The sequence below is a fragment of the Capillimicrobium parvum genome (assembly GCF_021172045.1).
GTDB lineage: Bacteria > Actinomycetota > Thermoleophilia > Solirubrobacterales > Solirubrobacteraceae > Capillimicrobium > Capillimicrobium parvum.
This window is the reverse complement of sequence record NZ_CP087164.1, coordinates 3,360,758-3,385,822: the sequence shown is the minus strand read 5'-3', so window position 1 is coordinate 3,385,822 and position 25,065 is coordinate 3,360,758. Positions and strand designations below refer to the sequence as shown.

At 74.5% G+C, this 25,065-nt stretch carries 21 protein-coding genes; 11 read left to right on the top strand and 10 right to left on the bottom strand.

Going from position 1 to position 25,065, the window contains the following annotated elements:
* The 3 genes from DSM104329_RS16560 to DSM104329_RS16550 all read left to right on the top strand — a co-directional run bounded on the left by DSM104329_RS16560 (window position 1) and on the right by DSM104329_RS16550 (window position 2,741).
* Window positions 1–1,032, top strand: a complete 1,032-nt coding sequence (locus DSM104329_RS16560; protein ID WP_259310955.1) for a threonine aldolase family protein — start codon at window positions 1–3, stop codon at window positions 1,030–1,032.
* A gap of 173 nt (window positions 1,033–1,205) precedes the next feature.
* Window positions 1,206–2,303, top strand: coding sequence for an SGNH/GDSL hydrolase family protein (locus DSM104329_RS16555; RefSeq protein WP_259310954.1), 1,098 nt, complete (start codon window positions 1,206–1,208; stop codon window positions 2,301–2,303).
* Between the two features lie 48 nt (window positions 2,304–2,351).
* On the top strand, window positions 2,352–2,741 hold the full coding sequence (locus DSM104329_RS16550) for a hypothetical protein (RefSeq protein WP_259310953.1): 390 nt from the start codon (window positions 2,352–2,354) through the stop codon (window positions 2,739–2,741).
* 34 nt (window positions 2,742–2,775) lie between these two features.
* Here the strand turns inward: DSM104329_RS16550 and DSM104329_RS16545 are convergent, their stop codons facing one another.
* A complete protein-coding gene (locus DSM104329_RS16545) occupies window positions 2,776–3,909 on the bottom strand; it encodes a DUF459 domain-containing protein (protein WP_259310952.1) in 1,134 nt (377 codons plus the stop codon).
* Between the two features lie 24 nt (window positions 3,910–3,933).
* Window positions 3,934–5,355 (bottom strand): MBOAT family O-acyltransferase, encoded by a 1,422-nt coding sequence (locus tag DSM104329_RS16540; protein ID WP_259310951.1) that lies wholly within the window; start codon window positions 5,353–5,355, stop codon window positions 3,934–3,936.
* Window positions 5,356–5,358: 3 nt separating this feature from the next.
* Here DSM104329_RS16540 and DSM104329_RS16535 point away from each other — a divergent pair, with 3 nt between their 5' ends.
* Window positions 5,359–5,988, top strand: coding sequence for an SGNH/GDSL hydrolase family protein (locus tag DSM104329_RS16535; protein ID WP_259310950.1), 630 nt, complete (start codon window positions 5,359–5,361; stop codon window positions 5,986–5,988).
* Here the strand turns inward: DSM104329_RS16535 and DSM104329_RS16530 are convergent.
* Window positions 5,948–7,183 carry a DUF459 domain-containing protein gene (locus DSM104329_RS16530; RefSeq protein ID WP_259310949.1) on the bottom strand — a complete coding sequence of 412 codons (1,236 nt, stop codon included), beginning with the start codon at window positions 7,181–7,183 and terminating at the stop codon, window positions 5,948–5,950. The genes DSM104329_RS16535 and DSM104329_RS16530 overlap by 41 nt on opposite strands.
* 89 nt (window positions 7,184–7,272) lie before the next feature.
* Between DSM104329_RS16530 and DSM104329_RS16525 the strand changes: the two genes are divergently transcribed.
* Both DSM104329_RS16525 and DSM104329_RS16520 read left to right on the top strand, forming a co-directional pair.
* A complete protein-coding gene (locus tag DSM104329_RS16525; RefSeq protein ID WP_259310948.1) occupies window positions 7,273–8,427 on the top strand; it encodes a CapA family protein in 1,155 nt (384 codons plus the stop codon).
* Window positions 8,428–8,483: 56 nt separating this feature from the next.
* Entirely contained in the window at window positions 8,484–9,851 is a 1,368-nt protein-coding gene (locus DSM104329_RS16520; RefSeq protein ID WP_259310947.1) for a UTP--glucose-1-phosphate uridylyltransferase, read from the top strand.
* A gap of 21 nt (window positions 9,852–9,872) precedes the next feature.
* Here the strand turns inward: DSM104329_RS16520 and DSM104329_RS16515 are convergent, their stop codons facing one another.
* The 7 genes from DSM104329_RS16515 to DSM104329_RS16485 all read right to left on the bottom strand — a co-directional run bounded on the left by DSM104329_RS16515 (window position 9,873) and on the right by DSM104329_RS16485 (window position 18,516).
* Window positions 9,873–10,313 (bottom strand): response regulator, encoded by a 441-nt coding sequence (locus tag DSM104329_RS16515; RefSeq protein ID WP_259310946.1) that lies wholly within the window; start codon window positions 10,311–10,313, stop codon window positions 9,873–9,875.
* Entirely contained in the window at window positions 10,310–11,830 is a 1,521-nt protein-coding gene (locus tag DSM104329_RS16510) for a sensor histidine kinase (RefSeq protein WP_259310945.1), read from the bottom strand. The genes DSM104329_RS16515 and DSM104329_RS16510 overlap by 4 nt, the downstream gene beginning before the upstream one ends.
* Window positions 11,831–11,863: 33 nt before the next feature.
* Window positions 11,864–13,015, bottom strand: a complete 1,152-nt coding sequence (locus DSM104329_RS16505; protein ID WP_259310944.1) for a PP2C family protein-serine/threonine phosphatase — start codon at window positions 13,013–13,015, stop codon at window positions 11,864–11,866.
* Between the two features lie 175 nt (window positions 13,016–13,190).
* Window positions 13,191–15,347, bottom strand: a complete 2,157-nt coding sequence (locus DSM104329_RS16500) for a DEAD/DEAH box helicase (protein WP_259310943.1) — start codon at window positions 15,345–15,347, stop codon at window positions 13,191–13,193.
* On the bottom strand, window positions 15,344–15,586 hold the full coding sequence (locus DSM104329_RS16495; protein WP_259310942.1) for a hypothetical protein: 243 nt from the start codon (window positions 15,584–15,586) through the stop codon (window positions 15,344–15,346). The genes DSM104329_RS16500 and DSM104329_RS16495 overlap by 4 nt, the downstream gene beginning before the upstream one ends.
* A 9-nt stretch (window positions 15,587–15,595) precedes the next feature.
* On the bottom strand, window positions 15,596–17,770 hold the full coding sequence (locus DSM104329_RS16490) for a phage holin family protein (protein ID WP_259310941.1): 2,175 nt from the start codon (window positions 17,768–17,770) through the stop codon (window positions 15,596–15,598).
* Window positions 17,767–18,516, bottom strand: coding sequence for an MBL fold metallo-hydrolase (locus tag DSM104329_RS16485; protein WP_259310940.1), 750 nt, complete (start codon window positions 18,514–18,516; stop codon window positions 17,767–17,769). Before DSM104329_RS16485 ends, DSM104329_RS16490 begins: the two co-directional genes overlap by 4 nt.
* 88 nt (window positions 18,517–18,604) lie before the next feature.
* Here DSM104329_RS16485 and DSM104329_RS16480 point away from each other — a divergent pair, with 88 nt between their 5' ends.
* The 5 genes from DSM104329_RS16480 to DSM104329_RS16460 are packed head-to-tail and all read left to right on the top strand — an operon-like array spanning window position 18,605 to window position 25,014.
* Window positions 18,605–19,747, top strand: a complete 1,143-nt coding sequence (locus DSM104329_RS16480; protein WP_259310939.1) for a hypothetical protein — start codon at window positions 18,605–18,607, stop codon at window positions 19,745–19,747.
* 15 nt (window positions 19,748–19,762) lie between these two features.
* Window positions 19,763–21,709, top strand: coding sequence for an acetoacetate--CoA ligase (locus DSM104329_RS16475; RefSeq protein ID WP_259310938.1), 1,947 nt, complete (start codon window positions 19,763–19,765; stop codon window positions 21,707–21,709).
* Window positions 21,710–21,728: 19 nt separating this feature from the next.
* Window positions 21,729–22,931, top strand: coding sequence for an MFS transporter (locus tag DSM104329_RS16470; protein WP_259310937.1), 1,203 nt, complete (start codon window positions 21,729–21,731; stop codon window positions 22,929–22,931).
* A 10-nt stretch (window positions 22,932–22,941) separates the two neighbouring features.
* The gene (locus DSM104329_RS16465) at window positions 22,942–24,336 is read left to right on the top strand and encodes a selenium-binding family protein (RefSeq protein ID WP_259310936.1); all 1,395 of its coding nucleotides are present in this window, start codon (window positions 22,942–22,944) and stop codon (window positions 24,334–24,336) included.
* Between the two features lie 27 nt (window positions 24,337–24,363).
* A complete protein-coding gene (locus DSM104329_RS16460) occupies window positions 24,364–25,014 on the top strand; it encodes a hypothetical protein (RefSeq protein WP_259310935.1) in 651 nt (216 codons plus the stop codon).
* Window positions 25,015–25,065 lie beyond the last annotated feature (51 nt).

The following is a 25,065-nucleotide window of genomic DNA, read 5'->3' as shown; positions in this document are numbered from 1 at the left end:
GTGAAGAGCTTCGCCAGCGACAACTACGCGGCCGTGCACCCGGCGGTGCTCGAGGCGATCGGCGCCGCCAACCAGGACCACGCCCGGGCCTACGGGGCCGACCCGTGGACCGCGCGGGCCGAGGCGCTGCTGCGTGACGCCTTCGGGGCGGACGCCCGGTCGTTCGCGGTGTTCAACGGCACCGGGGCCAACGTGCTGTCGATCCGCGCGGCGTGCCGTTCAGCGGCTGCGGTCATCTGCACGGACACGGCGCACATCAACGTGGACGAGGGCGGCGCCCCCGAGCGCATCGCGGGGGTCAAGCTCCTCACCGCGCCGGCGGCTGACGGCAAGCTCACCCCGGCCGACGTCGAGCGGCTCTGCGTGCGGATGGGCGACGAGCATCAGGCCCAGCCGGGGCTGGTGTCGATCTCGCAGACCACCGAGCTCGGCACGCGCTACGACCCGGCGGAGATCGCCGCGCTCGCCGCCGCCGCTCACGAGCGCGGCCTGCTCCTGCACGTCGACGGCGCGCGGATCTGCCATGCGGCCGCCGCGCTGGACTGCTCGCTGGCCGCGATCACCACGGACGCCGGCGTCGACCTCGTCTCGTTCGGCGCGACGAAGGTCGGCGCGCTGGGGGCCGAGGCGGTCGTCGTCCTGCGCCCCGAGCTCGCCGACGCGCTGCCGTACCTGCGCAAGCAGTCGCTCCAGCTGGCCTCGAAGGGGCGGTTCCTGGCCGCGCAGCTCGCGGCGCTGCTGGAGGGCGAGCTGTGGCGTGAGCTCGCCGGGCATGCCAACGCGATGGCGGCGCGGCTGGCGGGCGCGGTCGCCGGCATCGATGGCGTGACCGTGACCCAGGCGGTCCAGGCCAATGCGGTCTTCGCGATCCTGCCGGAGGCGGCCACGCGCGAGGTCCAGGAGCAGTGGCCGTTCTACGTGTGGGACCCGGCGACCGGCGAAGTGCGCTGGATGTGCGCCTGGGACACCACGCCCGATGAGGTCGACGGCTTCGCCGAGGCGATCCGCACAGCGGTGGGTGCGCGGGTCTGAGGCGCGCGCAGGGCGGTGGGTGCCCGAGTCTGAGGCGCGCGCACGGCGGCGGGTGGGCGAGTCTGAGGCGCGCGGCCGCTGACGGCGGCCGGTGCGGAGAAGGGTCGCTGCGCGGGTAGGTCGGGCGCGTGCGATCCCGGATCGTCTCGCGCGCCTCCTACCATGACCGACCAATGGCCGGCCGTGCTGTGCTCGCCGCCATGCTCGTCCTCGCCACCGTCGCGGGCGGGTGCGGCAGCGCTCCAGGGAGGACCACCGCCGCGACCACCACGGTCGCGGAGATCGCGCCCGTCGCGTTGAGCGTCGAGGAGCCCGACGGCGAGACCGTCCGCGCGCGCGTGTCCGGCGGCGTCTGGGTCGCCGACGTCACGGTCGCCGGGCACTCGCAGCCCGGCTCGCTCGTCCGGGTGACGACCGGCTGCACGCGGCCGTCGTGCCTGCTGAGCGCCCAGACCGACGGCGAGGGGCGCTGGCGCGTCAAGCTCCGGGCCGAGACGACGTCCGACCACCCGTACGTCCGCATCGTCGCCGAGCTCGCCGGCCAGTCCGCGCTCACGCTCGTCAAGCTGCAGCCGCCGGCGGCCGCACGCAAGCGCCCGGCGAAGGGCAGGAAGGCGCGCAAGCGCGCGAGTCGCAGCGGCGGACGGACCGGCGGCGCCGCCGCGCCGTCCAACCGCGAGGGCACCGAGGGGCTGCCCGAGCCCCCGCCGCCCGCCACGCTGCCGGCACCGCCCGCCGGCGGGTCGCCGTCGCCGTCGCCGGTCACGCCGAGCGGCTCGGGCGGGACCGCGTCGAGCCTGCTCATGGTCGGCGACTCGCTCGCCGTCGGCATGCAGGGCCTGCTGCCCGCGCAGCTGCCCGGCTGGAGCGTCGCCACCGACGCCCGCAAGAACCGCACGCTGGCGGAGGGCATGGCGCGCTGGCGGCTGGAGAAGGGCAACGCGGTCGTCAACGCGTTCAGCCTGTTCACGAACGACGGCCCGGCGAACACCGCCGCGCTCGAGGCGGCGGTGCGCGAGACCGCCGCGGAGGGCTGTGCGGTGTGGGCGACGATCGCCCGCCCCGCCCAGGGCCGCGTCTCCTACGCGAAGGCCAACGCGACGCTCGAGCGCCTCGCCGCCGAGATGCCCGGGCGCGTCGTCGTGGTGCCGTGGGCGGCGGCGGTCGCCGACCACCCGGAGTGGCTCGTGTCCGACAAGGTCCACGCCACCGGCGCCGGCTACCAGGCCCGGGCCCAGCTGTACGCGCAGGCCGCGCAGAGCTGCGTGTGAGCGCCTATCCTGCCCGCCTTGCCTTCATCACCGTCCCGAGGTCCAGCCGTGTTCCGCGCCGCCGTCCTTGCCGCCGCCGTCCTCGCCACCGCCGCCGTGCCCGCCGTGGGGTCGGCCCGCGACGCGCCCGCCGCAGACCCTGTCGCCACGGCGGCCGCCAGCTGCAAGGTGCCCACCGACGACGCATGGGGCCCGACGTACGTGCCCCAGCTGTCCGTCAGGAAGGTCTCCTGCGCCACCGGCAAGGCGGTCGTGAAGGCCTACCACCGCTGCCGCGTCGCCAACGGGGGCAGGAAGAACGGCACGTGCACCCACAAGGTCAAGCGCTTCCGCTGCCGCGAGCAGCGCCTCTCGTCGATCAAGACGCAGTTCGACGCCAAGGTCACGTGCGCTCGCGGGGCCGCGCGGGTGACCTACACGTACACGCAGTACACCTGAGCCCGCCGGGGACGAGCCCCGCCGGGGCCCGGCGTCAACGGAAGTCGCGCTCCAGGTCCCGCTGGACGAGATCCGCCGCCAGTTGGGCGCCCGCATCGCTGAGATGCACGCCGTCGGGCTTGCGAACGATCGTGTCGCGCCCGTCGACCGGCATGCTCACCCGGTAGCGCCCTCCCGGCGTGAACACCGCCGCCAGGTCGAGCACGCGCACCTGCGAGCGATAGGGCTGCGCGGCCACGGCGATCGCCGCGTTGACCGTCCGGGCGATCTCCCGCCGGTCGCCGTCGCGGGGCAGCGGCAGCTGGAGCCAGTACACCCGTGAGGCGCCGTTGCGGCGGTACGTGTCCATCATCGTCCGCACCCGCGTCGCGTAGGCCGCCGCCCACGCCGGCCCGCAGCACTCCACCGCCTTGCCTCCCGGCCGGGAGGACGGGAGGGGGAAGCCCTCGTTGGCGCCGATGAAGACGACGACCGCGTCGGCGCGGTCCTGGCGCGCCTGCTTGCTCGAGAGGGCGCCCCAGTCGAGCAGGTCGGACTTCGAGATGCCGGTGCCGATGTGCGGGTCGCGGGTCGTGTCGACCCCGCGCGACGCCAGGCGCCGGGCGAGCTCGGCATCGAGCGGCATCGTCATGGAGTCGCCGGTGACGAGCAGCGTGCGCAGCGGCCGGCGCGGCGCGGGGGCGGCGCCGAGCGCGCGCGGGTCGAACGCCTCCGGCCCCACCGGGGCGACGCCGCGCGCCCCGGTCCCCGCCACCGCCGTCGTGCCGAACGCGCCCGCGCCGCCCACCTCCGAATCGGGGGCGAGCCAGCCCGTCAGCGTGTTCGCCCAGTCGTGGAACGGCAGCCAGTCGGCCACCGCCCCGGCGGGCTTGCCGACCGCGAGCACCATGTCGCGTTCGAAGCCCGGATCCATGCGGTTGCCGGTCCGGCGGATCGACGGCCCGGTCGCCACGAGCACGATGATCGCCGCGATCACGACGGTGAGGATCCCGTCGCGCGCGCGGAAGCGGCGCGCGCGCACGTCCATCGGCGCCGCCGCGTCGGTCGCGAAGGGCCGCTGGGTGTCGGGCACCTCGCCATGGGCCAGCGCCGCCTGCGCCGCCTCGGCGTCGCGGGCGCGCGGCCCGCGCGGGTCGTCGGAAGTCGGGGTGGGTGGGGTCGAGGACACGCTGGGAAGGGCTGCGGTGGTCGCTCAGAACTGGAAGTAGATGAACGGCGGGACGCCCTGGGTGGGCACGGTAGCCGCGACCAGGAGGATCACCGCCGCCAGGCCGACGCCCAGCGCGGTGGGCCGCCAGCCCTCGACGCGCAGGCGCAGCGCCTGGAGCGGGCGGGGCGGCAGGAGCTGCATCCCGATGACGAGCACGACCGCCCCCACGATGGCCGGCGTGACCAGCGTGGCGGCGCCCGGGCTGACCAGCGCGCGCAGGAACGAGCCGACGATCTCGAGGTCCGGGCTGCGGAACAGGATCCAGCCGAACACGACGAGGTTGAACACGACGATCCAGCGCAGCCACGCCGGGACGCGGTCGACCCGATCGGCGCCGATCAGGTGCTCGGTGACGAGCGCGGTGCCGTGCAGCGCGCCCCACAGCACGAACGTCCACGCCGCCCCGTGCCACAGGCCGCCGAGGACCATCGTGATCATCAGGTTGCGAGCGGTCGACCAGCGGCCCCCGCGGTTGCCGCCCAGCGGGATGTAGAGGAAGTCGCGCAGGTAGCGCGAGAGCGTGATGTGCCAGCGCCGCCAGAACTCGCGGAAGCTCGCCGACCGGTACGGCGAGTCGAAGTTCTGCGGGAAGATGAAGCCCATCAGCAGCGCCAGGCCGATGGCGATGTCGGTGTAGCCGGAGAAGTCGCAGTAGATCTGCGCGGCGTACGCGTACGCGGCCAGCAGCACGTCGGGCGTGTGGTAGAGCTGCGGCACGGCGAACACGGGGTCGACGATCTCGCGCGCGAGGAAGTCGGCGAGCACGACCTTCTTGACGAGCCCGACCGCGATGAGCACGACGCCGGCTCCGACCGCCACGTTGCGCGGATCGCGCGGGGCGGCGAGCTGCGGCAGGAACTCGCGGGCGCGCACGATCGGCCCCGCGACGAGGTGGGGGAAGAAGCTGAGGTAGATCGCCAGGTCGACCGTCCGAGCGGGCGGCAGGAGGCCGCGCTTGACGTCCACGACGTAGGAGATCGCCTGGAAGACGAAGAAGCTGATGCCGACGGGCAGCGCGAGCGACAGGAGCGGCAGCGGGAGGTCGAGGCCGACGGTGCCGAGGACGCGGTTGAAGTCCTCCGCGAAGAAGTCGTAGTACTTGAACAGCCCCAGCAGCCCGAGGTCCACGGCGACCGCCGCCGCTACGATCGACGACCTGACCTTCGGCCGGCCGGAGCGGGCGATGAGCACCGCCGCGAGCTGATTGGCCAGCACGAGCGCCGCGAGCAGCGCCACCCAGCGCCAGCTCGCCGCTCCGTAGAACACGGCACTGGCCGCCAGGATGAACGGCTTCCACAGCCCCGGCTTGGGCATCAGCGCCCAGGAGAGGGCGAGGACGACCACGAAGAAGATCGCGAACTGGACCGTCGGGAAGACCACGGAGCGCGGAGACACTACTTCCACCACATGCCACGATCGATCGCGACCCTCATCGCCGCGGTGCTTGCCGCGGCCGCCGCCGCGCTGGCGGCCTCGCCCGCCATGGCCTGCGACGCCTCCCGCCACGCCCGTGCGGTCCACGCCGGCCACGGCGGCCGGGCTCCGCTGATCATCGGCGACTCCGTCCTGCTCGGCGCCGTGCCGCAGGTGGCGCGGGCCGGCTACGAGGTCGACGCGAAGGGCTGCCGCCGGATCGATCAGGGGCTGGCGATCCTGCGCCAGCGCCGCAACTCGCTGCCCGGCTTCGTCGTGCTCGCGCTCGGGACGAACGCGTCCGTGACGACGTCCGACATCCGCCGCGCGCTGACCATCGTCGGGCCCGACCGCGTCCTCGGGCTCGTCACGCCGCGCGAGACGGGCGGCGGCTCAGGCGCCGATGCGGCCGCCGTGCGCGCCGCCGGCCGCCGCTGGCCGAGCCGCGTGCGCGTCGTCGACTGGGTCGCCTACAGCGCGGGCCACTCGTCGTGGTTCGCCGGCGACGGCATCCATCTCGGCGCCGGCGGTGCGAGCGGCATGGCGCGCCTGCTGCGCCGGGTGCGCGACGTGCACGTCGAGCTCACCTGGTCAGCCCGTCCCGCCGCAGCGCCGCGACGATGAGGTCGGTGGCGATGGCCGCGCCGGCCGTCGACAGGTGCACCTGGTCGTCCTGGCGGACGACCACCGTGCGGCCCTTGTAGGTGATCGTCCGGCGGAAATGGCCGCCGGGGGCAACGACCTTGCCGACGTCGATCAGGCGCACGCGTGGTCCCTGGCCGCGCGCCGCCAGGCGGATCGCGCCGTTGACCGAGCGGAACACCCGGGCGAAGGACTCCTTGCCGGGCGGCGGCAGCAGCAGCCAGTACACGCGCCCCTCGCCGTCGCGCAGGTAGGACCGCATCATCGCCCGGACCCGGCCCGCGTAGGCGTCGATCCAGGGCTTGCCGCAGCACGCCACGTCGCCGATCGGAAAGCCGTCGTTGGCGCCGAGGAAGACGACGGTGACGTCCGGGCGCGACGACGCCGCCTGGCGCCGGGCGAGCTTGACCCAGTCGAGCATGAACGGCTTGGAGATCCCGGTCGAGATGCGCGCGTCGCTGCGCACGGCGGCGTTCTCCAGCCGCGCCGACAGATCGGAGTCGATGATCTGGATCATCGAGTCGCCCGTCGCGAGCAGCCGCACGCGGCCCGGCGGGCTGACCCGCACGGTCCGGTCGGAGCGCTGGCCGTCCGCGGTCGTCAGGCGGATCCGCCAGAGGCCGGCCGAGCTCGCCCGCCAGCTCGCGGTGGCCGGCTGCGCCGCGGACGGGCGCAGCACCCGGCACCGCGCGCCGGCGCCGCGCGGTGGCCGCGCGCAGACGCGCGCCGACGCGCCGCCCGCGTGCCAGGCGTCCTCGACGCGGACGGTGATCGTGCCGCCGGTGCGAACCCGGCTCGACGCCACCGTCAGGCGCATCCGCCGCGAGCACGACGGGGTGCGCACCGCGGCGTCGGCCGACGCGAGCGTCCCGTCAGGGTTCGGCGTGGTCACGACGAAGCGGCGCAGCGTGCGGTCGCACTGCCAGGCGGCGAGCCGCGGCACCTCCGCGCGCCCGCCGGCCAGCGCCACCGACGTCAGTGGGACGATGGCGCCGTCCACGCGCTCGCCGATCGCCGCCTGGGCGCCCGCCGGCCCCGTGATCCGCAGCGCGATCCAGCCGTTCTCGGAGACGGTGTCGGCGGAGAGCGGCGTGGTCGGCGTCTGCGCGGCGGCCGCCGCGGCGAGCGCCGGCGCGGCGACGAGCAGGGCGATGGCGAGCAGGCGGAGGCGATGCACGCGGGCATCCTAGGTGGACGCCGCTCGGGTGCGCGGCGGCTGCACGGCGCCGGCCGGTCCGGGTCGCCCCGATGCGGCAGGATCCCCGCGTGCCGCTCGCCCAGGACGTCCCGCCGCCGCCCACGCCCGTCCCGCCGCCCGCGCCGCTCATCGTGCGCGCGCCGCGCCTGCTCGCGACGGGCCTGCCGATCGGGGTCCGCGGCGCCGGAGCGCCTCCCGGCGCGCGGGTCAGCCTGCAGGTGCGTACGGAGAACGGCTGGAGCCCCGTGCGCCGGCGCACCGCCGACGCCGCCGGGCGGGTCATGTTCGCGTACCGGCCGAGCCGCTCGCGCCCGCGGCTGCGCATCCGCCTCGCGGCGCCCGGTGCGCTGCCGTCCGCGGCGCGCACCGTCCGCACCCGCGACGTGACGCTCGCGGCGTTCGGCGACGCGAACTTCGGCGACGGCGTGCAGGCCGTGATGCTCCAGCGCGGCAACCGCTGGCCGTGGGGCGGCGTCGCCGCGACGCTGAAGGCCGCCGACATCGCGTTCGGCAACCTCGAGTGCTCGATCTCCACCCGCGGGACGCCCGAGGTCAAGGAGTTCACGTTCCGGGGCAGCCCCGGCGCCCTGCGCGAGGTCGTGCCGTACGCGGGGCTCGACGTGCTGAACCTCGCCAACAACCACGTCGGCGACTACGGGACCGGCGCCCTCCTCGACACGATCCGCAACGTGCGCTCCACCGGCGCGCTCGCGGTCGGCGCCGGGACCGACCTCACCGGCGCCCGCGCGCCGCAGGTCATCGAGCGGCTGGGCCTGAAGGTCGCGTTCGTGGGCTTCTCGGACATCGGGCCCACCTCGTTCGCCGCGACGCCGGACCGCCCCGGCACCGCCTTCGCATCGCCGCAGGCGATCCGCGACGGCGTCCGCGAAGCGCGCCGGCACGCCGACGTCGTCATCGTCACCTTCCACTGGGGCGTCGAGCGCGACCCGCGCGAGACCGCCCGGCAGCGCGGTTTCGCGGCGGATGCCGTCTCGGCGGGCGCGAGCGCGGTCATCGGCGCGCATCCGCACGTCCTGCAGCCGATCCGGCGGGCTGGGGCCAAGCGCCTGATCGCCTACAGCCTCGGCAACTTCGTCTGGGCGGCCGGATCGCCCGCGAGCTCGCGCACCGGCATCCTGCACGTCCGGCTGTCGGCGAACGGGGTGGAGGGCTACCACCTGCAGCGCGCGCGGATCGTCGGGACGCGGCCCGCGCTGGGCTGACGGTGCCGTCCAGCGATCGGTGCAGTGCCCGCTTCCCTGGGCATACGGTGGGGCGCATGACCGCACAGCACGGCCACGCCGGGATCGCCGCGGCGGTCGAGCGGATGCGCGCGGACGGGGCCTCGGGCCCGGCCATCGCGGCGTTCGAGCGCCGCGCCCGCCAGCTCCTCGAAGGCGACGACGGCCTGCTGCCCGGCGACCGCCTCGAGCCGGTCGCCGGCATCCCGCGCCTCGACGACCTCGATGGCGTCGACGACGGGGACCCGGCCCTGCGCCGCGTGGCGGTGCTCAAGCTCAACGGCGGACTCGGCACGAGCATGGGCCTGCACCACGCGAAGTCGCTGGTCCCCGTCAAGGGGCACCGGACGTTCCTCGACGTCATCGCCGCACAGGTGCTGGGTCTTCGCCGCCGCCACGACGCCCCCGGGCTGCCGCTCGTGCTGATGTCGTCCTTCGCCACCGAGGCGCAGTCGGCGCGCGCTCTCCGGCCCCACCGCGGCCTCGGCGCCGAGCAGTTCCTGCAGTCGCGCGAGCCCAAGCTCGACGCCGAGACGCTCGAGCCGGTGCACTGGCCGGCCGAGCCCGCCCTGGAGTGGTGCCCGCCCGGCCACGGCGACCTGTACGCCGCGCTCGCCGGCTCCGGCACGCTCGCCCGGCTGCGGGAACGGGGGATCGACTGGCTGTTCGCCTCCAACGCCGACAACCTGGGCGCCGAGCTCGACCCGCGCGTCCTCGCCTGGGCGCAGGACGACGGCGCGCCGTTCGTCATGGAGGTCGTGCACGGGACGCCCGCCGATCGCAAGGGCGGCCACATCGCACGGCTCGACGGCCGCCTCGTGCTGCGCGAGACGGCGCAGGTGCCGGAGGGCGACGACTCGTTCGGCGACGTCCGGCGGTGGCGCTTCTACAACACGAACAACCTGTGGATCGACCTGCGTGCGCTCGAGGCGCTGGTCCGCGAGGATCCGGCCGGGCCGCCCCTGCCGCTCATCGTCAACCACAAGACCGTCGACCCGCGCGACGACGGCTCGCCCGCGGTGCTGCAGCTCGAGACCGCGATGGGCGCCGCCATCGGGGCGATCGACGGTGCGCGGGCGCTGCACGTCCCGCGGTCGCGCTTCGCCCCGGTCAAGACGACCGACGATCTCCTCGTCGTGCGGTCGGACGCCTACACGCTCGAGGGCGACGGCCACCTGGCGCCGGCGTTCGACGGCGACCCGCCGTTCGTGGAGCTCGACCCGGCGTTCTACAGGCGGCTGGCGGACTTCGACGGCCGCTTCGCCGGCGGACCGCCCTCGCTGCGCCGCTGCCGCAGCCTGCGCGTCGACGGCGACGTCCACTTCGGGCCGGGCGTGACGGTCGAGGGGAACGTCGAGCTCACCGGCCCCGGACGAGTGCCGGGCGGGGTGGTGCTCGCGGGCTGAGGCCGTCGCGCGGCCGCCCGCTCAGGCCGGCGGCAGCTTGACGACCTCGACGAAGAACTCGTCGATCTGGCGCACGACGGAGATGAAGCGGTCGAAGTCCACCGGCTTGGTCACGTAGGCGTTGGCGTGCAACTCGTAGCTGCGCAGGATGTCCTCCTCGGCCTCCGACGTCGTCAGCACGACCACCGGGATGCGGCTCAGCGTCTCGTCGGCCTTGACCTCGGCGAGCACCTCGCGCCCGTCCTTGCGCGGCAGGTTGAGGTCGAGGAGGATCAGGTCCGGCCGCGGGGCGTCCGCGAACTCGCCCTCACGGCGCATGAAGCGCAGCGCGTCGACGCCGTCGGACACGCACGACAGCTCGTTGCGGACCTTGTTCTCCTCGAAGGCCTCCTTGATCATCAGGGTGTCGCCGGGGTCGTCGTCGACGAGCAGGACGTGGATGGGCTTCGGGTTCGGGTTCATCGGCGCTCCTCGGGGACGGGCAGGGTGAAGTGGAAGGTGGTGCCGGCGGCGACGTCGGTGTCGAGCCAGATCCGCCCGCCGTGGTACTCGACGATCTTGCGGCACAACGCGAGGCCGATGCCGGTGCCCGCGTAGGCCTCCTTCGTGTGCAGCCGCTGGAAGATGACGAAGATGCGGTCGGCGTACTCGGGCTCGATGCCGATGCCGTTGTCGGCGACCGTGAAGCGCCAGCAGTCGTCCTCGCTCACGGCCTGGATCTGCACGCGCGGCGTGTCGGGTCCGCGGAACTTCAGCGCGTTGCCGATCAGGTTCTGGAAGACCGCGGTCAGCAGGCCGCTCTCGCCGCGGACCGCCGGCAGCTCGCCGACGTCGATCTCGGCCCCGCTCTCCTCGATGACGCCGTCGAGGTTCCCGCATGCGGCCTCGACGAGCTCACGCGCGTCCACGAGCTCCTGGGCCCCGCCCAGCCGGCCGACGCGCGAGAACGTCAGCAGGTCGTTGATGAGCCGCTGCATGCGCACGGCGCCGTCGACCGCGAACTCGATGTACTGGTCGGCGCGCTCGTCGAGCCGGCCCTGGTAGCGGCGCTGGAGCAGCTGCGTGAAGCTCGCCACCTTGCGCAGCGGCTCCTGCAGGTCGTGCGAGGCGACGTAGGCGAACTGCTCGAGCTCCGCGTTGGAGCGCTGCAGCTCGAGCGCCTGACGGTCGAGCCGCGCGTTCGCCTCCCGGACCGCCTCGAGCTCCTCCACGATCTGCCGGCGCATCGTCTCGACGTCGCTGCCGAGGGCGACGATGTCCCGCGGCCCGCGCGCGGTGACGGCGTGCGTGAAGTCCCCGCGCGCGACGCCGCGCGTCTCGGCGCCGAGTCGGGCCAGCGGACGCGAGACGACCCACCGCAGCGCGATGAGCCCGAGCACGCCGGCGGCGGCGAGCAGGCCGAGCATGACCGCGAGCGTGACGTTCAGCAGGCCCGCGGCCCTGCGCAGGCGCGAGCGGGCGTCGTCGCGCGCCGCGCTCAGATCCTGCTGCAGCGTCCGCACGGCGGCGCGCACCTCGTCGAACCGGGCCTTGCCGCGCTCGTCGGCCACCGCCGCGGGCCGGCGGCCGAACGCACGCACCGCCAGGATCGTCGGCTTTGCGTAGTCGTGGCGCCAGGCCGCGCCGGCGCGGCGCACGCGCTCGATGTCGCCGGTCAGCCCGCGGGTGTCGTCCCCGGGCGCCAGCGACCGCAACGACGCGATCGCGGACGTCTCGGCGCGCCGGCCGTTGCGGTAGGGATCGAGGAACGCGTCCCGGCCGGTCAGCGCGTATCCGCGCACGCCGGACTCCTGGTTGAGCAATGCGTTGGAGAGGCTCAGCGCCGCGACGGTCGACGGGTCGAGGCGGTCGACGACCTCGTTGCGCGCGTCGGACAGGCGGACGAGGCCGAGGATGCCGATCGCGGCGGCCACGAGGGCCGCGACGCCGAACACGACGGTGGCCAGGGCGAACCACTGGCCGACCCGCAGGCGTGACACGAGCGGGGGGTGCGCGCCGCCGCCGGCCACCGGTCAGTGGTCGCGTGACGAGACGATCAGCGCCGCGACGTCGTCGGCGTGCGGGCCGCCGTTGAGCTGCTCGACCCGGCCGATGAGCTCGTCGAGGAACGCGGCCGGCTCGGCCGCCCACCCGGGGCGCTGCTCGAGCAGACGGTCCAGGACGGCCGTCAGGCCTTCGATGCCGAGCCGCGTCCGCTCGCCGTCGCCGGTGCGTCCCTCGATGAGCCCGTCGGTGTAGAGCAGCAGGGTCCACTCGGCGGGCAGGTCGACGGTTGTCGTCTCCAGGCGGCGTCCGGCCTCGAGGCCGAGGGGGAGGTGGACGCGGCCGATCGCCAGCTCCGCCGCGCGGCCCGGGTGCAGGATGACCGGCGCGGGATGCCCGGCGAGCCACACGTCGGCGCTGCGGCGATCGGGCGCGACCGCGACGGCGGTGAGCGTCGTGAAGATGTCCGTGCGGTGGCGCTCGGCCACGAGGACGCGCTCCATCGTCTCGAAGACCTCGGCGGCCGGCCGGCCGGCGAGCGTGAGCGCGCGCCAGGCGATGCGCAGGCAGACGCCGAGCGCGGCCTCGTCGGCGCCGTGGCCGCACACGTCGCCGATCATCACGTGCAGCGTCCCGTCGTCGACCTCGATGGCGTCGTAGAAGTCGCCCCCGAGCACCGCGCGGCGGCGGCCGGGGCGGTAGCCGGCGGTCAACGTGGTGCGCGGGTCGCGCAGGAGCGCGGTGGGCAGCAGGCCGCGCTCGAGGCGCGCGTTCTCCCGGGAGTGCAGCTCGGCCTCGAGCAGCGCTCGCTCGGAGCGCTCCGCGCGGCGCCTCACGATCGCGTAGCGGATGGCGCGGGCAAGGGTCTCCCCGTCGACGCGGCCCTTGATGAGGTAGTCCTGCGCCCCGGCGCCGACGGCGTCCATGCCGCGCTGGGCGTCGCCGTGCCCGGTGAGCACGAGCACCGCGGTCTCGGGCGCGCGCCGGCGCAGGCGCACGAGCCCGTCGAGCCCGGTCGTGTCCGGCAGGCCGAGGTCCAGCAGGACGCAGTCGGCGGCGCCGACCGCCTCCTCGGCGGTGGCGAGCGAGCGCACGGTCACGACGTCGAGCTCGGGCGCGGCGTCGGCGAGCAGCTCGCGCACGAGGAACGCGTCGCCCTCGTCGTCCTCGACCAGGAGCACGCTGGCCTGCTCGTCGAGTCGACGCGTCGGCGGGACAGCCGTTGTTGAGGGCAGCGGCATGAAGGAGGGAGCGGGAACCGGGGGACGGCCCGCAGGAGCCGGATGCTACGGGACGGGGGTGCCGCCGTCGCACGCCACGCCGGCAGGTGCTGATCGCAGGCCGGCGCGCGCGAGCCTACACCGCCTTGAGATGCCGGATCGGCGCGTGGCGCAGCTCGCGCGCCACCGCCGCGACGAGCGGCTCGGCGTCGCGCTCGCGCCCGTCGGTCACCGCCGCGACCAGGTCGCGCTTGCGTTCGATCAGGCGGGCCATCGTCTCGTCGATCGTGTCCGCGGCGAGCAGGTACCAGGCCGTCACCGCGTCGCGCTGGCCGATCCGGTGCACGCGGTCCTCGGCCTGGTCGTGGACCGCCGGCGTCCACTCGAGCTCGAGGAAGCAGACGTTCGTCGCGCGCGTCAGCGTGATGCCCTGAGAGGCGACGGGCGTCGAGCACACGAGCAGCTGCGGGCCCGCCGGCTGCTGGAAGGCCCGCACGGTGGCGTCGCGCGCGGGGCCCGAGTCGCGCCCGAGCAGGTGCCCGGCCTCCGGGAAGCGCGCGAGGACCGCCTCCTGCACGTCGGTGTGGTGGGCGAAGACGACGAGCGGCTCCTCCGAGGCGAGGAAGTCGCCGATCCAGCTCAGGGCGGCGGCGAGCTTGCCGCGCGCGGCGATGCGCTTGAGCGCGTTGAGCTGGGCGAGCCGCTCGGCGCGCCGCGCCGCCGCCACCTTGGCATCGAGCTCCTGGAGGTCGAGCGGCAGCGACTGCAGCCAGGCGATGACGTCGCGCTCGGCCAGGCGGTACTCGTCCTCGTTGGTCAATGCGACCGGCACGACCGTGCGGCGCTTGGCCGGCAGTTGCGGCAGGACCTCGCTCTTCAGGCGCCGGGCGAAGCAGTGGCGGCGCAGATGCCAGTGCAGGCGCTCCTCGGCGCCGTGCCCGCCGCGGAAGCGCTGGCTGAAGCGCGCACCGCTGCCGAAGTCCGACAGGCGGTCGATGACCCGCAGTTGGGCGATGAGCTCGTCGGGGTGGTTCATCACCGGCGTGCCCGTCAGCGCGAGCTTGAGCCCGTCGGGCGCGACGGCGTCGGCGAGGCGGCGGACCGCCCGCGTGCGCTTCGCCCGGGGGTTCTTGACGAGGTGCGACTCGTCGACGACGAGCGCCCGCGGGCGGCGCAGGCGCAGCCGGTCGGTGTGCGCCTCGACGATCTCGTAGTTGAGGATCGTGATGTCCGCGCTCGCGGCGACGCCGCCGCGGCCGGAGACGACGGTGCGCGTCCGGTGCGGCAGCCAGCGCTGCGCCTCGCGCTCCCAGTTGAGCTTGAGCGAGGCCGGGCAGACGACGACCGCCGGGAACGCCTCGTCGGCCTCGAGGGCGGCGAGCGCCTGCACCGTCTTGCCGAGGCCCTGCTCGTCGGCGAGGAACGTACGGCGCGCGTCGAGCACGTACTGGACCCCGGCGCGCTGGAACGGCTCGAGCGTGCCCCCGAGGCGCACCGACGGATCCAACGGCGGGCCGTCGGTCGCGCGCGAACGGTCGACCGCGGCCATGGCGGCATCGTGCTCGCGGCGCAGCGCCTCGAGGACCGGACGCGCGCGCCCCCCGACCTCGACGCCGTGATCGCGCACGAAGCGGTCGATCGCGGGCACGACCCACGGGTCCACCGGCAGCGTCCGGCTCGCTCCCTCGACCCCGGGCAGCTCGGCGAACGCGATCGCCGCCGACTGGTCCCAGAGCACGTCGAGGCGCAGGCGGTCGCCCGTGACGCCCGTGGCGAGCGCGATCATCGCCGGCGGCGGCGGCAGACCCACCTGCAGCCGGCTCGCGCAGTCCGCGGCGCGCGGGTCCATCCGGGCGGATGGCAGCTCGCCGAGCGCCTCGGCCACATCGGGCTCGAGCGGGAGCCGGTGGTGGGCGCCCTGGACGACGGCACGGGCGGCGAGCGAGTCGGGCAGCGTCCCCGCGCGCGTCTCGCAGATGAACCATCCGCGGCCCTCGTGCCGGCCGGTGGTGACGCGGCCGATCCAGCGCTCGCCGAGGCCGTCGAGCCACACGGCGGCGTCCGCGGCGACGCGCAGATGCGGGAAGCGCTTGACGATCTCGGCGACGTGCGCGCCCGCCCAGTCGTCCGCGGGCGCCCACCACTCGCGCACGTCCCAGTCGAAGCGGCGGCCGGGGATCGCCCGCACGGCGTCGACGATGTCCGACCGGTACGGGAACGACAGCACGACGATGCGCCCGCGCTCCGGGCGCTCGCGCAGCTCGACGTTGTACGCCGGCTCGGCGAGCTTCATACGCCGAGGGACAGCTGCGCCTCGGTGGGCCGCAGCTCCTCGTCGCCGGCCTGCGGGCGCCCGCGCCGCGCCCAGTGGCCGACGACGTCGTGGGCGCTGCACTGCCGATAGGTCACGCGCTTGTCGATCGGCTCGATGCCGAGGCCGCGCAGCTCGATGCCGGTCACGAGCGCGTGGAACACGCGGCCCTTGCGGTTGACGAGGACGATGTCGCCGACGAGGACGCTGGCCAGGCGCATGTCCTCAGGCTAGGCATCGTGGGCGTCGTCGCGGAACGCCGCGTGGCCGAGGTCCGCTAGCCAGCGCCGCATCCATCGGTGCATGTGCTCGGCGCCGACGACCTCCTCGCCGGGCAGCGCCCACCCGGCGGGCGCCAGGATGAACGGATAGGCCTGCGGGCCGCCCATCCCGCCGTGCGAGCCAACGAGCTCCTCGAAGGCGGCGACCTCGCCGGTCTCCGGCCAGTAGGTGCTGTTGACGAGGATGTCCGGGCAGTGTGCGAAGCCGTCCGTGCGCAGGACGTGGGCGGCGGCGTTGGGGCCGAACGGCGCGAGCGGGTCCTCGCCCTCGACCTCGCCGGAGTGCAGCCGGCACCTGCCGCGCGGCCCGAGGACGAGCGCGCCGTGCTCGGCGCAGCGCACGTGGACGAAGCCGATGCCGGGGTGCGCGCGCAGGGTCGGCAGCAGGTCGGGGTAGCGCTCGTCGATCTGCTGGCGCGTCGCGCGGCCGGGGATGCGCGGGAAGGTGATGAGCCCGAGGCAGCCGGACGCCATGACGACGATCTCGGGCGGCGGCTCGGGCGCGGCGGGCAGCGCGGGACGGCCCCCGTCCTCGTCCCGGTCGCCGTCGCCGTCGCCGTCCGCGGGCGCTCGGGCACCGAGCCGCACCTCGCCGGCGCTGTCGCCGTCCGCGGGCGCTCGGGCACCGAGCCGCACCTCGCCGGCGCTGTCGCCGTCCGCGGGCGCTCGGGCACCGAGCCGCACCTCGCCGTCGACCTGCCGGCGCCGGGTCACCCCGCGCACCGTCCGCGCGGCCAGGCCCGTGCCCGAGGCGGCCTCGGTCAGCGCGGCGCCCATGCGCCCCAGCGCCTCGTCCTCGCCGGATCCCTCCGCGGCGACGCTCTCCGTCCGGCACGTCGCCCGGACCAGCCCTTCGAGCGTCTGCCCGTAGCGGTCGCGGAACGTCGCGCCCTGGGTCTGGCCGTGGTCGGACAGGACGACGATCTCGTACGGGCGCGACGCCGCGGCGGCGGCCGCGGCGATCCGCCCGATCTGGCGGTCGACGTCGCGCAGCACCGCGAGCGTGTCGCTGCGCTCGATCCCGGAGTGGTGGGCGACCTCGTCGTAGGCGAGGAACGTCGTGTACACGACGGGCCGGCCGGCATGGGCGTCGGCGACGACCGCCGCCACCTGCAGGTCGCGCTGGACCGCCGTCGCCCACGCGCGGACCGGGGCGTAGCCCAGCGTGCGGCGGATGCGCGGCTGCACGTCGAGGTGGCGCTGCTCCGCGGCCGCGCGCAGCTCGCGCGCGACGTGCGCGATCGAGGCGAGCACCGTGTGCGCGAGGTTGTACGGGCTCGAGAAGTACGCGGCGTAGTCCTCGCCGAGCCGGCTGCCCGGCCGGCGCAGCTGCATCACGGTGCTCATCGTCAGGAGCGAGTGCGGGGCGTCGCCGGAGAGGATGTTCGCCCGGCTCGCGCCGTCGGCGTGCAGGAGGCCGCGGCCGTCGGAGATCCGCCGCTCGATCTCGGCCGCGTCGCGCGGGTGGTTCGTGACGATCGCGCGCCCGTGCTCCTTCTCCCACCAGCGGAAGGCGGGCATGTCGTCGTTGTCGCCGTGCAGCAGCCCGGCCTGGCAGGCGCCGGTCTGCGACGACCAGTCGGTCTCCCACCGCACCAGCCGGTGGCTGCCGTCGCGCAGCCAGCGCGAGAGCGTGGGCGCGTTGCCGTCGCGCAGGGCGCGGACGAGGACCTCGTGGGCGAGGCCGTCGATCTCGAGGAAGAGGACGCCGGGGACGCCGTCGTCGCCGCGGCCGGCCGGCGCGTGGCGGCGCAGGTGGCGGCGCACGCGGCCCTCGTCGTCGATCGCCGCCGCGGAGCCCGCGAGGGTGCTCGCAGCCGTCAGTCCGAACGTCACCGCGATGGCGGTCCAGATGTCATCGACGTGGACGCCCGGGACGATCCACGCGGCGGCGAGGACCACGAGCCCGTTGAGCAGGAGCACCGCGCCGCCGAGTGTGAGCACGGTGATCGGCAGGGCGAAGCGGATGACCAGCGGCCAGACGAGCGCGTTGAGGACCGCGCAGACGACCGCCGCGCCGACGGCCGCGCCGATCGTGTCGACGTGGAAGCCGGGCAGGATCGCGTTGAGCACGAGCAGCGCCAGCGTCGAGACGACGACCGTGACGAGCGCGCGGCGGATCACAGCGCGACCTGGCCGCCGGGGTCGAGGACGGCGAGGCGCACGTCCGGGCAGCGCTCGCCGGCGCCGCGCACGAAGGCCTCGAGCGGGGCGCGCAGGACGTGCCCGTGGCGGCGCCGCAGACCGATGGGCAGCAGCGTGCCCCAGTGGATCGGCACGGCGACCTCCGGACGCAGCAGCTCGAGCGCATCGACCGCCTCGCCCGGATCCATGTGGCCGGGCCCGAGCGACGGGCCCCAGCCCCAGATCGGCAGCAGCGCGACGTCGAGCGGGCCGAGGTCGCTCATGCCGTCGAACACGGACGTGTCGCCGGCGAAGTAGACGCGCCGGCCGGCCGCCTCGACGACGAAGCCCACCGCTTCCGAGGCGCCGGAGACCGGGCTGCGCCGGGTGTCGTGCACCGCGGGCACCGCGAGGACGCGCGCCGCGCCGACGTCGAGCGCGCCGCCCGCGGGCAGCTCCTGCACGTGCGCGCCCGTCTTGCCGCGCACGATGCGCCCGACGCCGGGCGGCACGACGAGCTCGCGCGGTGCCGGGCGCAGACCGCGCAGGCTCGGCACGTCGAGGTGGTCGCGGTGCGCGTGGGAGACGAGCACGGCGTCGAGCTCGCCGGTCGCCGGCGCCGGCGGGGCGTGGCGGCGCAGGTGCGCGACGCGCGAGCGCAGCACCGGATCGGTCAGCAGACGCACGCCGCCCAGCTCGATAAGCACGGTCGCGTGCCCGAGCCAGGTCAGGCGGTCCGGTTGCACGCGGCCAGGGTAAACGGCGCGGGCACCTGCGCGACAGGCATGCGCCCACGATTGCCGTGCCGCCGGTGCGGCGGAGATGATGGGCGCCATGCAGCTCTCCCGAGGCCGCCGCGCCGCGATCTACGGACTGCTCGTCGCCGGGGCGATCGTGGCGATCCTGGCCATCTTCGCGGTCTGGACGGCGCGCCAGCTCCTCGAGAAGGACAACTGGGATCAGACGACGCAGGCGCTCATCGCCGACGACTCGATCCACACGGCGCTCGCGACCTACCTCGTCGATCAGGTCTACACCAACGCCGACCCGGCCGCGAAGCTGCGCGACGCGCTCCCGCCGCGGCTGCAGCCGCTCGCCGCGCCGGCCGCGGGCGCGCTGCGCGAGCCCGCCGTCCGGGCCGTCGAGAAGCTGCTCGACGCGCCGCGGCTGCAGGTGCTCTGGGCCAAGGCCGCGTCGATCACGCACGACCAGTTCATCGCGCTGGTCAACAACGAGAGCCGGGCGATCCGCGAGAACGGCGACGCGGTGGTCCTCGACGTGCGCCCGCTCATCGCGCTGGTGGGCGACCAGCTCGGGCTGCCGATCGACGGCTCGCGGCTGCCGGAGAGCGCCGGGGTCATCAAGATCATGGACGCGCAGCAGCTCGACGCCATGCGGACGGTCGTCAAGCTGCTCAAGACGCTCGCGATCGTGCTGTTCCTGCTCGCGCTCGTCCTGCTCGGCATCGCGATCTGGCTGGCCCGCGGCCACCGGCGGGAGATCACGGCCGCGGCCGCGCTGTCGCTCATCGTGGCGGCGATCGTGGTGCTGCTCTTGCGCCGCGTGCTGGGCAACCAGGTCATCGGCGACCTGGCGAACACGTCCACCGGGCAGGCTGCGGCGGACTCGGCGTTCGCCATCGGGACGTCCCTGCTGGCCAAGATCGCGCGCACGCTCCTGCTGCTCGCGCTGCTGCTCCTGCTCGGGGCCTGGCTGTCGGGCCCGTCGCGCCTCGCGCTGCGGATCCGGACGTTCCTGCGCCCGGCCCTGCTGGCGCGGCCCGAGATGGTCCACGGCGCGGTGCTGGCCGTGCTGCTCGCGCTGCTGGCGATCGGCGTCATCCCGGGCATCCGGACCGCCATCGCGGCGCTCCTGCTCGTCATCGTCGCGGTCGTCGACGTCGAGATGGTGCGCCGGCGCACGGTGAAGGACCCGGTCGGGCCGGTGGCGCCGGCCGCGCCCGCTCCGGCGGCCTGACCTATATTCGCGCCCATGCCGACGACCGCCCCGCCCGTGCTCTGGGAGCCTTCGCCCGAGCGCATCGAGAATGCCACGCTGACCCGCTACCAGGCCTGGCTGGAGGAGCGGCTGGGTCGCTCGTTCGCCGGCTACGACGAGCTGTGGCAGTGGTCGGTCGACGACGTCGAGGGGTTCTGGGCGTCGATCTGGGACTTCTTCGAGGTACAGGCGTCGGTGCCCTACGAGCGGGTGCTCGGCCGGCGCGAGATGCCGGGCGCGGAGTGGTTCGTCGGCGCGCGGCTGAACTGGGCCGAGCACGTCTTTCGCGGCAAGGATCCCGAGGCGGTGGCGATCCGCGCGGCGGGCGAGGGGCGTGCGCTGGCCGAGACGACGTGGGGCGAGCTGCGCGCGCTCACGGCGCGGATCGCGGCCGGGCTGCGCGCGCAGGGCGTGGTGCGGGGCGATCGCGTGGTGGCCTACGTCCCCAACTGCGTCGAGGCGGTCGCGGGCGTGCTGGCGTGCGCGTCGCTGGGGGCGACGTGGTCGTCGTGCTCGCCGGACTTCGGGGCGCGCAGCGTGGTCGACCGCTTCGCGCAGATCGAGCCGAAGGTGCTGCTGGCGGTCGACGGCTACCGCTACAACGGGCGCGACTTCGACCGCCGCGACATCGTCGACGGGCTGCGGCGCGAGATGCCGTCGCTGCGCGCGACGGTGCTGCTCGGCTACCTCGACGAGTCGGCGACGCTCGACGGGGCCGTGGCGTGGGAGGAGTTCCTGGGGCCGGAGGGCGCGAAGCTCTCCTTCGAGCAGGTGGCGTTCGATCACCCGCTGTGGGTGCTCTACAGCTCGGGCACGACCGGGCTGCCGAAGGCGATCGTGCAGGGCCAGGGCGGCATCCTGCTGGAGCAGCTCAAGCACCAGAACCTGCACGTCGACGCGCGGGCGGGCGACCGGGTGTTCTGGTTCACCACGACGGGCTGGATGATGTGGAACTTCCTCGTCGGCTGTCTTCTGACCGAGGCGTCGATCGTGCTCTACGACGGCAACCCGGGCTATCCGGACATGACGGCGCTGTGGGATCTCGCGGCCGAGGCGCAGATCACGACGTTCGGTACGAGCGCGAGCTACATCGCGGCGTGCATGAAGGCGGGCATCGAGCCCGGCGCGGGGCGCGATCTGTCGGCGCTGCGGTCGGTCGGCTCGACGGGGTCGCCGCTGGCGCCGGAGGGCTTTGAGTGGGTCTACGAGCACGTGGGCGCCGACACGTGGCTGTTCTCGACGTCGGGTGGCAGCGACGTGTGCACGGCGTTCGTGGGCGGGGTGCCGACGCTGCCGGTCTACGAGGGCGAGCTGCAGGCCCGCTCGCTCGGCGCGCGCGTCGAGTCCTTCGACGAGGAGGGCCGGCCGCTGATCGGAGAGGTCGGCGAGCTGGTGATCACCGAGCCGCTGCCGTCGATGCCGACGGGGCTGTGGAACGACCCGGACGGCTCCCGGTATCACGAGGCGTACTTCGACATGTTCCCCGGGGTCTGGCGCCACGGCGACTGGATCGAGATCACCGACCGCGGGACCGCGATCATCTACGGCCGCAGCGACTCGACCATCAACCGCGGCGGCGTGCGGATGGGCACCAGCGAGATCTACCGCGCGGTGCTCGCGGTCGACGCGGTCACCGACGCGCTCGTCGTCGACATCGACGGCTGGATGCCGCTGTTCGTCGTGCTGCGCGACGGCGCCACCCTGACCGACGACCTCAAGCAGGAGATCGCGCGCCGCATCCGCCAGGATTGCTCGCCCCGCCACGTGCCCAACGTCGTCTACGAGATCTCCGAGGTCCCGCGGACCCTGTCGGGCAAGGTCCTCGAGGTGCCGGTCAAGCGCATCCTCATGGGCACGGCGGCCGAGAAGGCGGCCAGCCGCGACAGCCTCGCCAACCCCGCCGCACTCGACTGGTTCGTCGACCTCGCAGCCCAACGCTGAGCGCCGCCGCGCCCGTGACATGAGCGCCGCGCCGCGCGTCCCGGCCCGGATCGTCGGGACCGTGATGCTCGGCACGACGCTGAACCCGCTGAACTCGTCGATCATCGCGCTGGCCCTGGTCGACGTCAGCCGGCACTTCGACGTGACGCTGGCCGCGGCGGGGTCGCTCGTCATCGCGTTCTACGTCGTCGGGGCGTTCGGCCAGCCGGCGATGGGCCGCCTCGCGGACCGCTTCGGCCCGCGGCGCGTGTTCGTCGGCGGGCTGTCGATCGTGGTGGTGGCGAGCCTCGTCGCGCCGCTCGCCCCGTCGCTGCCGTGGCTCGTGCTGGCGCGGATGGTGCTCGCGTTCGGCACCGCCGCGGCGTTCCCGGCCGGCCTGGCGATGGTCCGGGCGGTCGCGGGGGAGGGCCCGGCGCCGACCGGCACGCTCGGCGCGCTGTCGATCGCCGCGAACGGGATGGCGGCCCTCGGGCCGGTGGTCGGCGGGATCGCCGTCGCGGTGGCCGGGTGGGAGGCGATCTTCCTCGTCAACGTGCCGCTCGCCCTCGCGGGGATCGTCCTCGCGCGCGTGTGGCTGCCGGCGGTGCCGGGGACCCATCACGCCGGCGCGCACGACCGGCGGCGCACCGTCACGCTGCTCGCCCTGCCCACGCTGCGCGGCGTCTACGCCCGCTTCGTCGCCGTGACGCTCGCGTTCTACGGCGTGGTGCTCGGGCTGCCCGTGTGGCTCGAGGAGGCGCGCGGCCTGGAGTCGAGCGCGGTCGGGCTGGTCGTCGCACCGGTCGCGGCGCTCGGCATGATCGCGACGCCGGTCGCCGCCCGCTTCATCCGCGCGGTCGGGGCGGAACCCGCGGTGATCGTCGGTGCGGCGCTCGTGGTGGTCGGCTCGGCCCCGATGCTGACGTACGGGCCCGGCACGCCGTTGGCGGTCGTGGCGGCGGCGGGGGCGGTGCTCGGCGCGGGCCTGGGATTCGCGAACCTCGGGCTGCAGACCGGCCTGTACCAGGGGGCGCCCGAGGGACAGATGGGCGCCGCGGGCGGCCTGTTCCAGACGTGCCGCTACCTCGGCGCGATCCTCGCCACCGTGATCATGGGGGTGGCGTTCGCCGACGCGGTCGACGGCGCGGGGCTGCACGTCATCGCGGCGGTCACCGCCGCGCTCGCGGCGCTGACGATCGCCGGTACGGCGGCGAACGTGGTCAAAACCGCATCGGCTGAGTAGGTTTTGACACATGGCCCTCCTCAAGCCGGATCCCACCTTCCACGCCAGCCCGGGCGAGGCGGCTGCCGCGCCGCCGGAGACCCTCGGCTACGTCGTCACGCTGAACACGGGCACGAACGGCGACAAGGCGCCCGACGCGCTGTGCGTCGTCGACCTCGATCCGTCCTCGTCGAGCTACGGCACCGTCGTGGGACGGCTGGACATGCCCGAGATCGGCGATGAGCTGCACCACTTCGGGTGGAACGCCTGCTCGTCCGCGCTGTGCCCGTGGGCCGCGCACCCGCACGTCGAGCGGCGCTACCTGCTGATCCCCGGCCTGCGGTCGTCGCGCCTGCACGTCGTCGACGTCAAGGGCGACCCGCGCCAGCCGAAGCTCGAGAAGGTCGTCGAGGCCGACGAGATCGCCCGCAAGGCCGGCTACAGCCGTCCGCACACGATCCACTGCGGCCCCGACGGGATCTACGTCAGCGCACTCGGCGCGCCCGACGGCGACGGTCCCGGCGGGATCTTCCTGCTCGACCACGAGAACTTCTCCGTCAAGAGCGCCTGGGAGCAGGACCGCGGGCCGCAGGAGCTGGCCTACGACTTCTGGTGGCACATCGCCTACGACACGATCGTCACCAGCGAGTGGGGGACGCCGAACATGGTCGAGGACGGCCTGATCGGCGAGCTGCTGCTCGGCAACAAGTACGGCCACCAGCTCCACGTCTGGGACTGGAAGAAGCGCAAGCACGTCCAGGCCGTCGACCTCGGCGCCGAGCACCAGATGGTGCTCGAGCTGCGCCCCGCCCACAACCCGCGCAACGCGTACGGCTTCGTCGGCGTGGTCACGTCGACCGCCGACCTGTCGGCGTCGGTGTTCCTGTGGCGCCGCGCGGACGACGGCACGGTCAGCGCGAAGAAGGTCATCTCGATCCCGGCCGAGCCGGCGGAGGCCGATCAGCTGCCGCCGCTGCTGCAGCCGTTCGGCGCGGTGCCGCCGCTCGTCACCGACATCGCGCTCTCGGTCGACGACTCGGCGCTGTTCGTCTCCTGCTGGGGGACGGGGGAGATCAAGCGCTACGACGTGACCGATCCCGACAACCCGCGCGAGACGGGCTCCGTGCGGCTGGGCGGCATCGTCGAGCGCACCGCGCACCCGGCCGCGGGGGCGCTGAAGGGCGGCCCGCAGATGGTCGAGGTCTCGCGCGACGGCAAGCGCATCTACCTCACGAACTCGCTGTACGCGGCCTGGGACGAGCAGTTCTACCCCGAGGGCATCGACGGGTGGATGGTCAAGCTCGACGCCGAGGGCGACTTCCGGCTCGATCCGGACTTCTTCCTCGAGTTCCACGGGGAGCGCCCGCACCAGGTGCGCCTGGAGGGCGGCGACGCCTCGAGCGACAGCTACTGCTTCCCGGACTGAGCGCGTCCGGCGTAGGCTGGGGTCGAGATGCACGGCGCCTGGCCCTGGATCCTCGTCGCGCTGCTCGGGGCCTACCACGGCCTGAACCCGGCGATGGGCTGGCTGTTCGCGGTCGGCCTCGGCATGCAGGACGGCGACCGGCGCTCGGTCAAGCGGGCGCTGGTGCCGATCGCGATCGGCCATGAGGCCTCGATCGCGGTCGTGGCGGCGCTCGTGCTCGGCCTCGGCGTGGTCACGGACCAGTCGATCCTGCACATGGTCGCCGGCGGCGTCCTCGTCGGGTTCGGGCTGTTCCGGTTCGCGCGGCCGCGCGCCCACCCGCGCTGGACGCGGATGCGTGTCAACCGCGGCGAGCTGACGTGGTGGTCGTTCCTGATGTCGAGCGCGCACGGCGCCGGGCTGATGGTCGCGCCGATCCTCATCGGGGTCGGCGCGGCGGACGCGACGGCGGACGGCGGGCAGACCCTCGGCCACGTCGACGTCGGCGGGCTGTCGGTCATCACGACCGTTCTCGCCGTATCGGTCCACGTCGCCGCGATGCTCGCCGTGATGGGCGCGATCTCGCTCGTCGTCTACGACCGCTTCGGCACCGCGCTGCTGCGCAAGACGTGGCTGAACCTCGACTGGCTGTGGGCGGGCGCGTTCATCGTGGCCGGCGTCGTGACGTTCTTCACGTAGACCCGCCCCGCGCGCTGTGTCGCGGACCTGACAGAACCGCCGTCACGCGCT

Bases quoted from the DNA above. Each gene is read 5' to 3' on its own strand.
- DSM104329_RS16495 (WP_259310942.1), bottom strand. From the start codon at position 15,586: ATGCGCCTGGCCAGCGTCCTCGTCGGCGACATCGTCCTCGTCAACCGC.
- DSM104329_RS16515 (WP_259310946.1), bottom strand. From the start codon at position 10,313: ATGAACCCGAACCCGAAGCCCATCCACGTCCTGCTCGTCGACGACGAC.
- DSM104329_RS16500 (WP_259310943.1), bottom strand. From the start codon at position 15,347: ATGAAGCTCGCCGAGCCGGCGTACAACGTCGAGCTGCGCGAGCGCCCG.
- DSM104329_RS16480 (WP_259310939.1), top strand. From the start codon at position 18,605: ATGCAGCTCTCCCGAGGCCGCCGCGCCGCGATCTACGGACTGCTCGTC.
- DSM104329_RS16465 (WP_259310936.1), top strand. From the start codon at position 22,942: ATGGCCCTCCTCAAGCCGGATCCCACCTTCCACGCCAGCCCGGGCGAG.
- DSM104329_RS16520 (WP_259310947.1), top strand. From the start codon at position 8,484: ATGACCGCACAGCACGGCCACGCCGGGATCGCCGCGGCGGTCGAGCGG.
- DSM104329_RS16555 (WP_259310954.1), top strand. From the start codon at position 1,206: ATGGCCGGCCGTGCTGTGCTCGCCGCCATGCTCGTCCTCGCCACCGTC.
- DSM104329_RS16460 (WP_259310935.1), top strand. From the start codon at position 24,364: ATGCACGGCGCCTGGCCCTGGATCCTCGTCGCGCTGCTCGGGGCCTAC.
- DSM104329_RS16470 (WP_259310937.1), top strand. From the start codon at position 21,729: ATGAGCGCCGCGCCGCGCGTCCCGGCCCGGATCGTCGGGACCGTGATG.
- DSM104329_RS16535 (WP_259310950.1), top strand. From the start codon at position 5,359: ATGCCACGATCGATCGCGACCCTCATCGCCGCGGTGCTTGCCGCGGCC.
- DSM104329_RS16475 (WP_259310938.1), top strand. From the start codon at position 19,763: ATGCCGACGACCGCCCCGCCCGTGCTCTGGGAGCCTTCGCCCGAGCGC.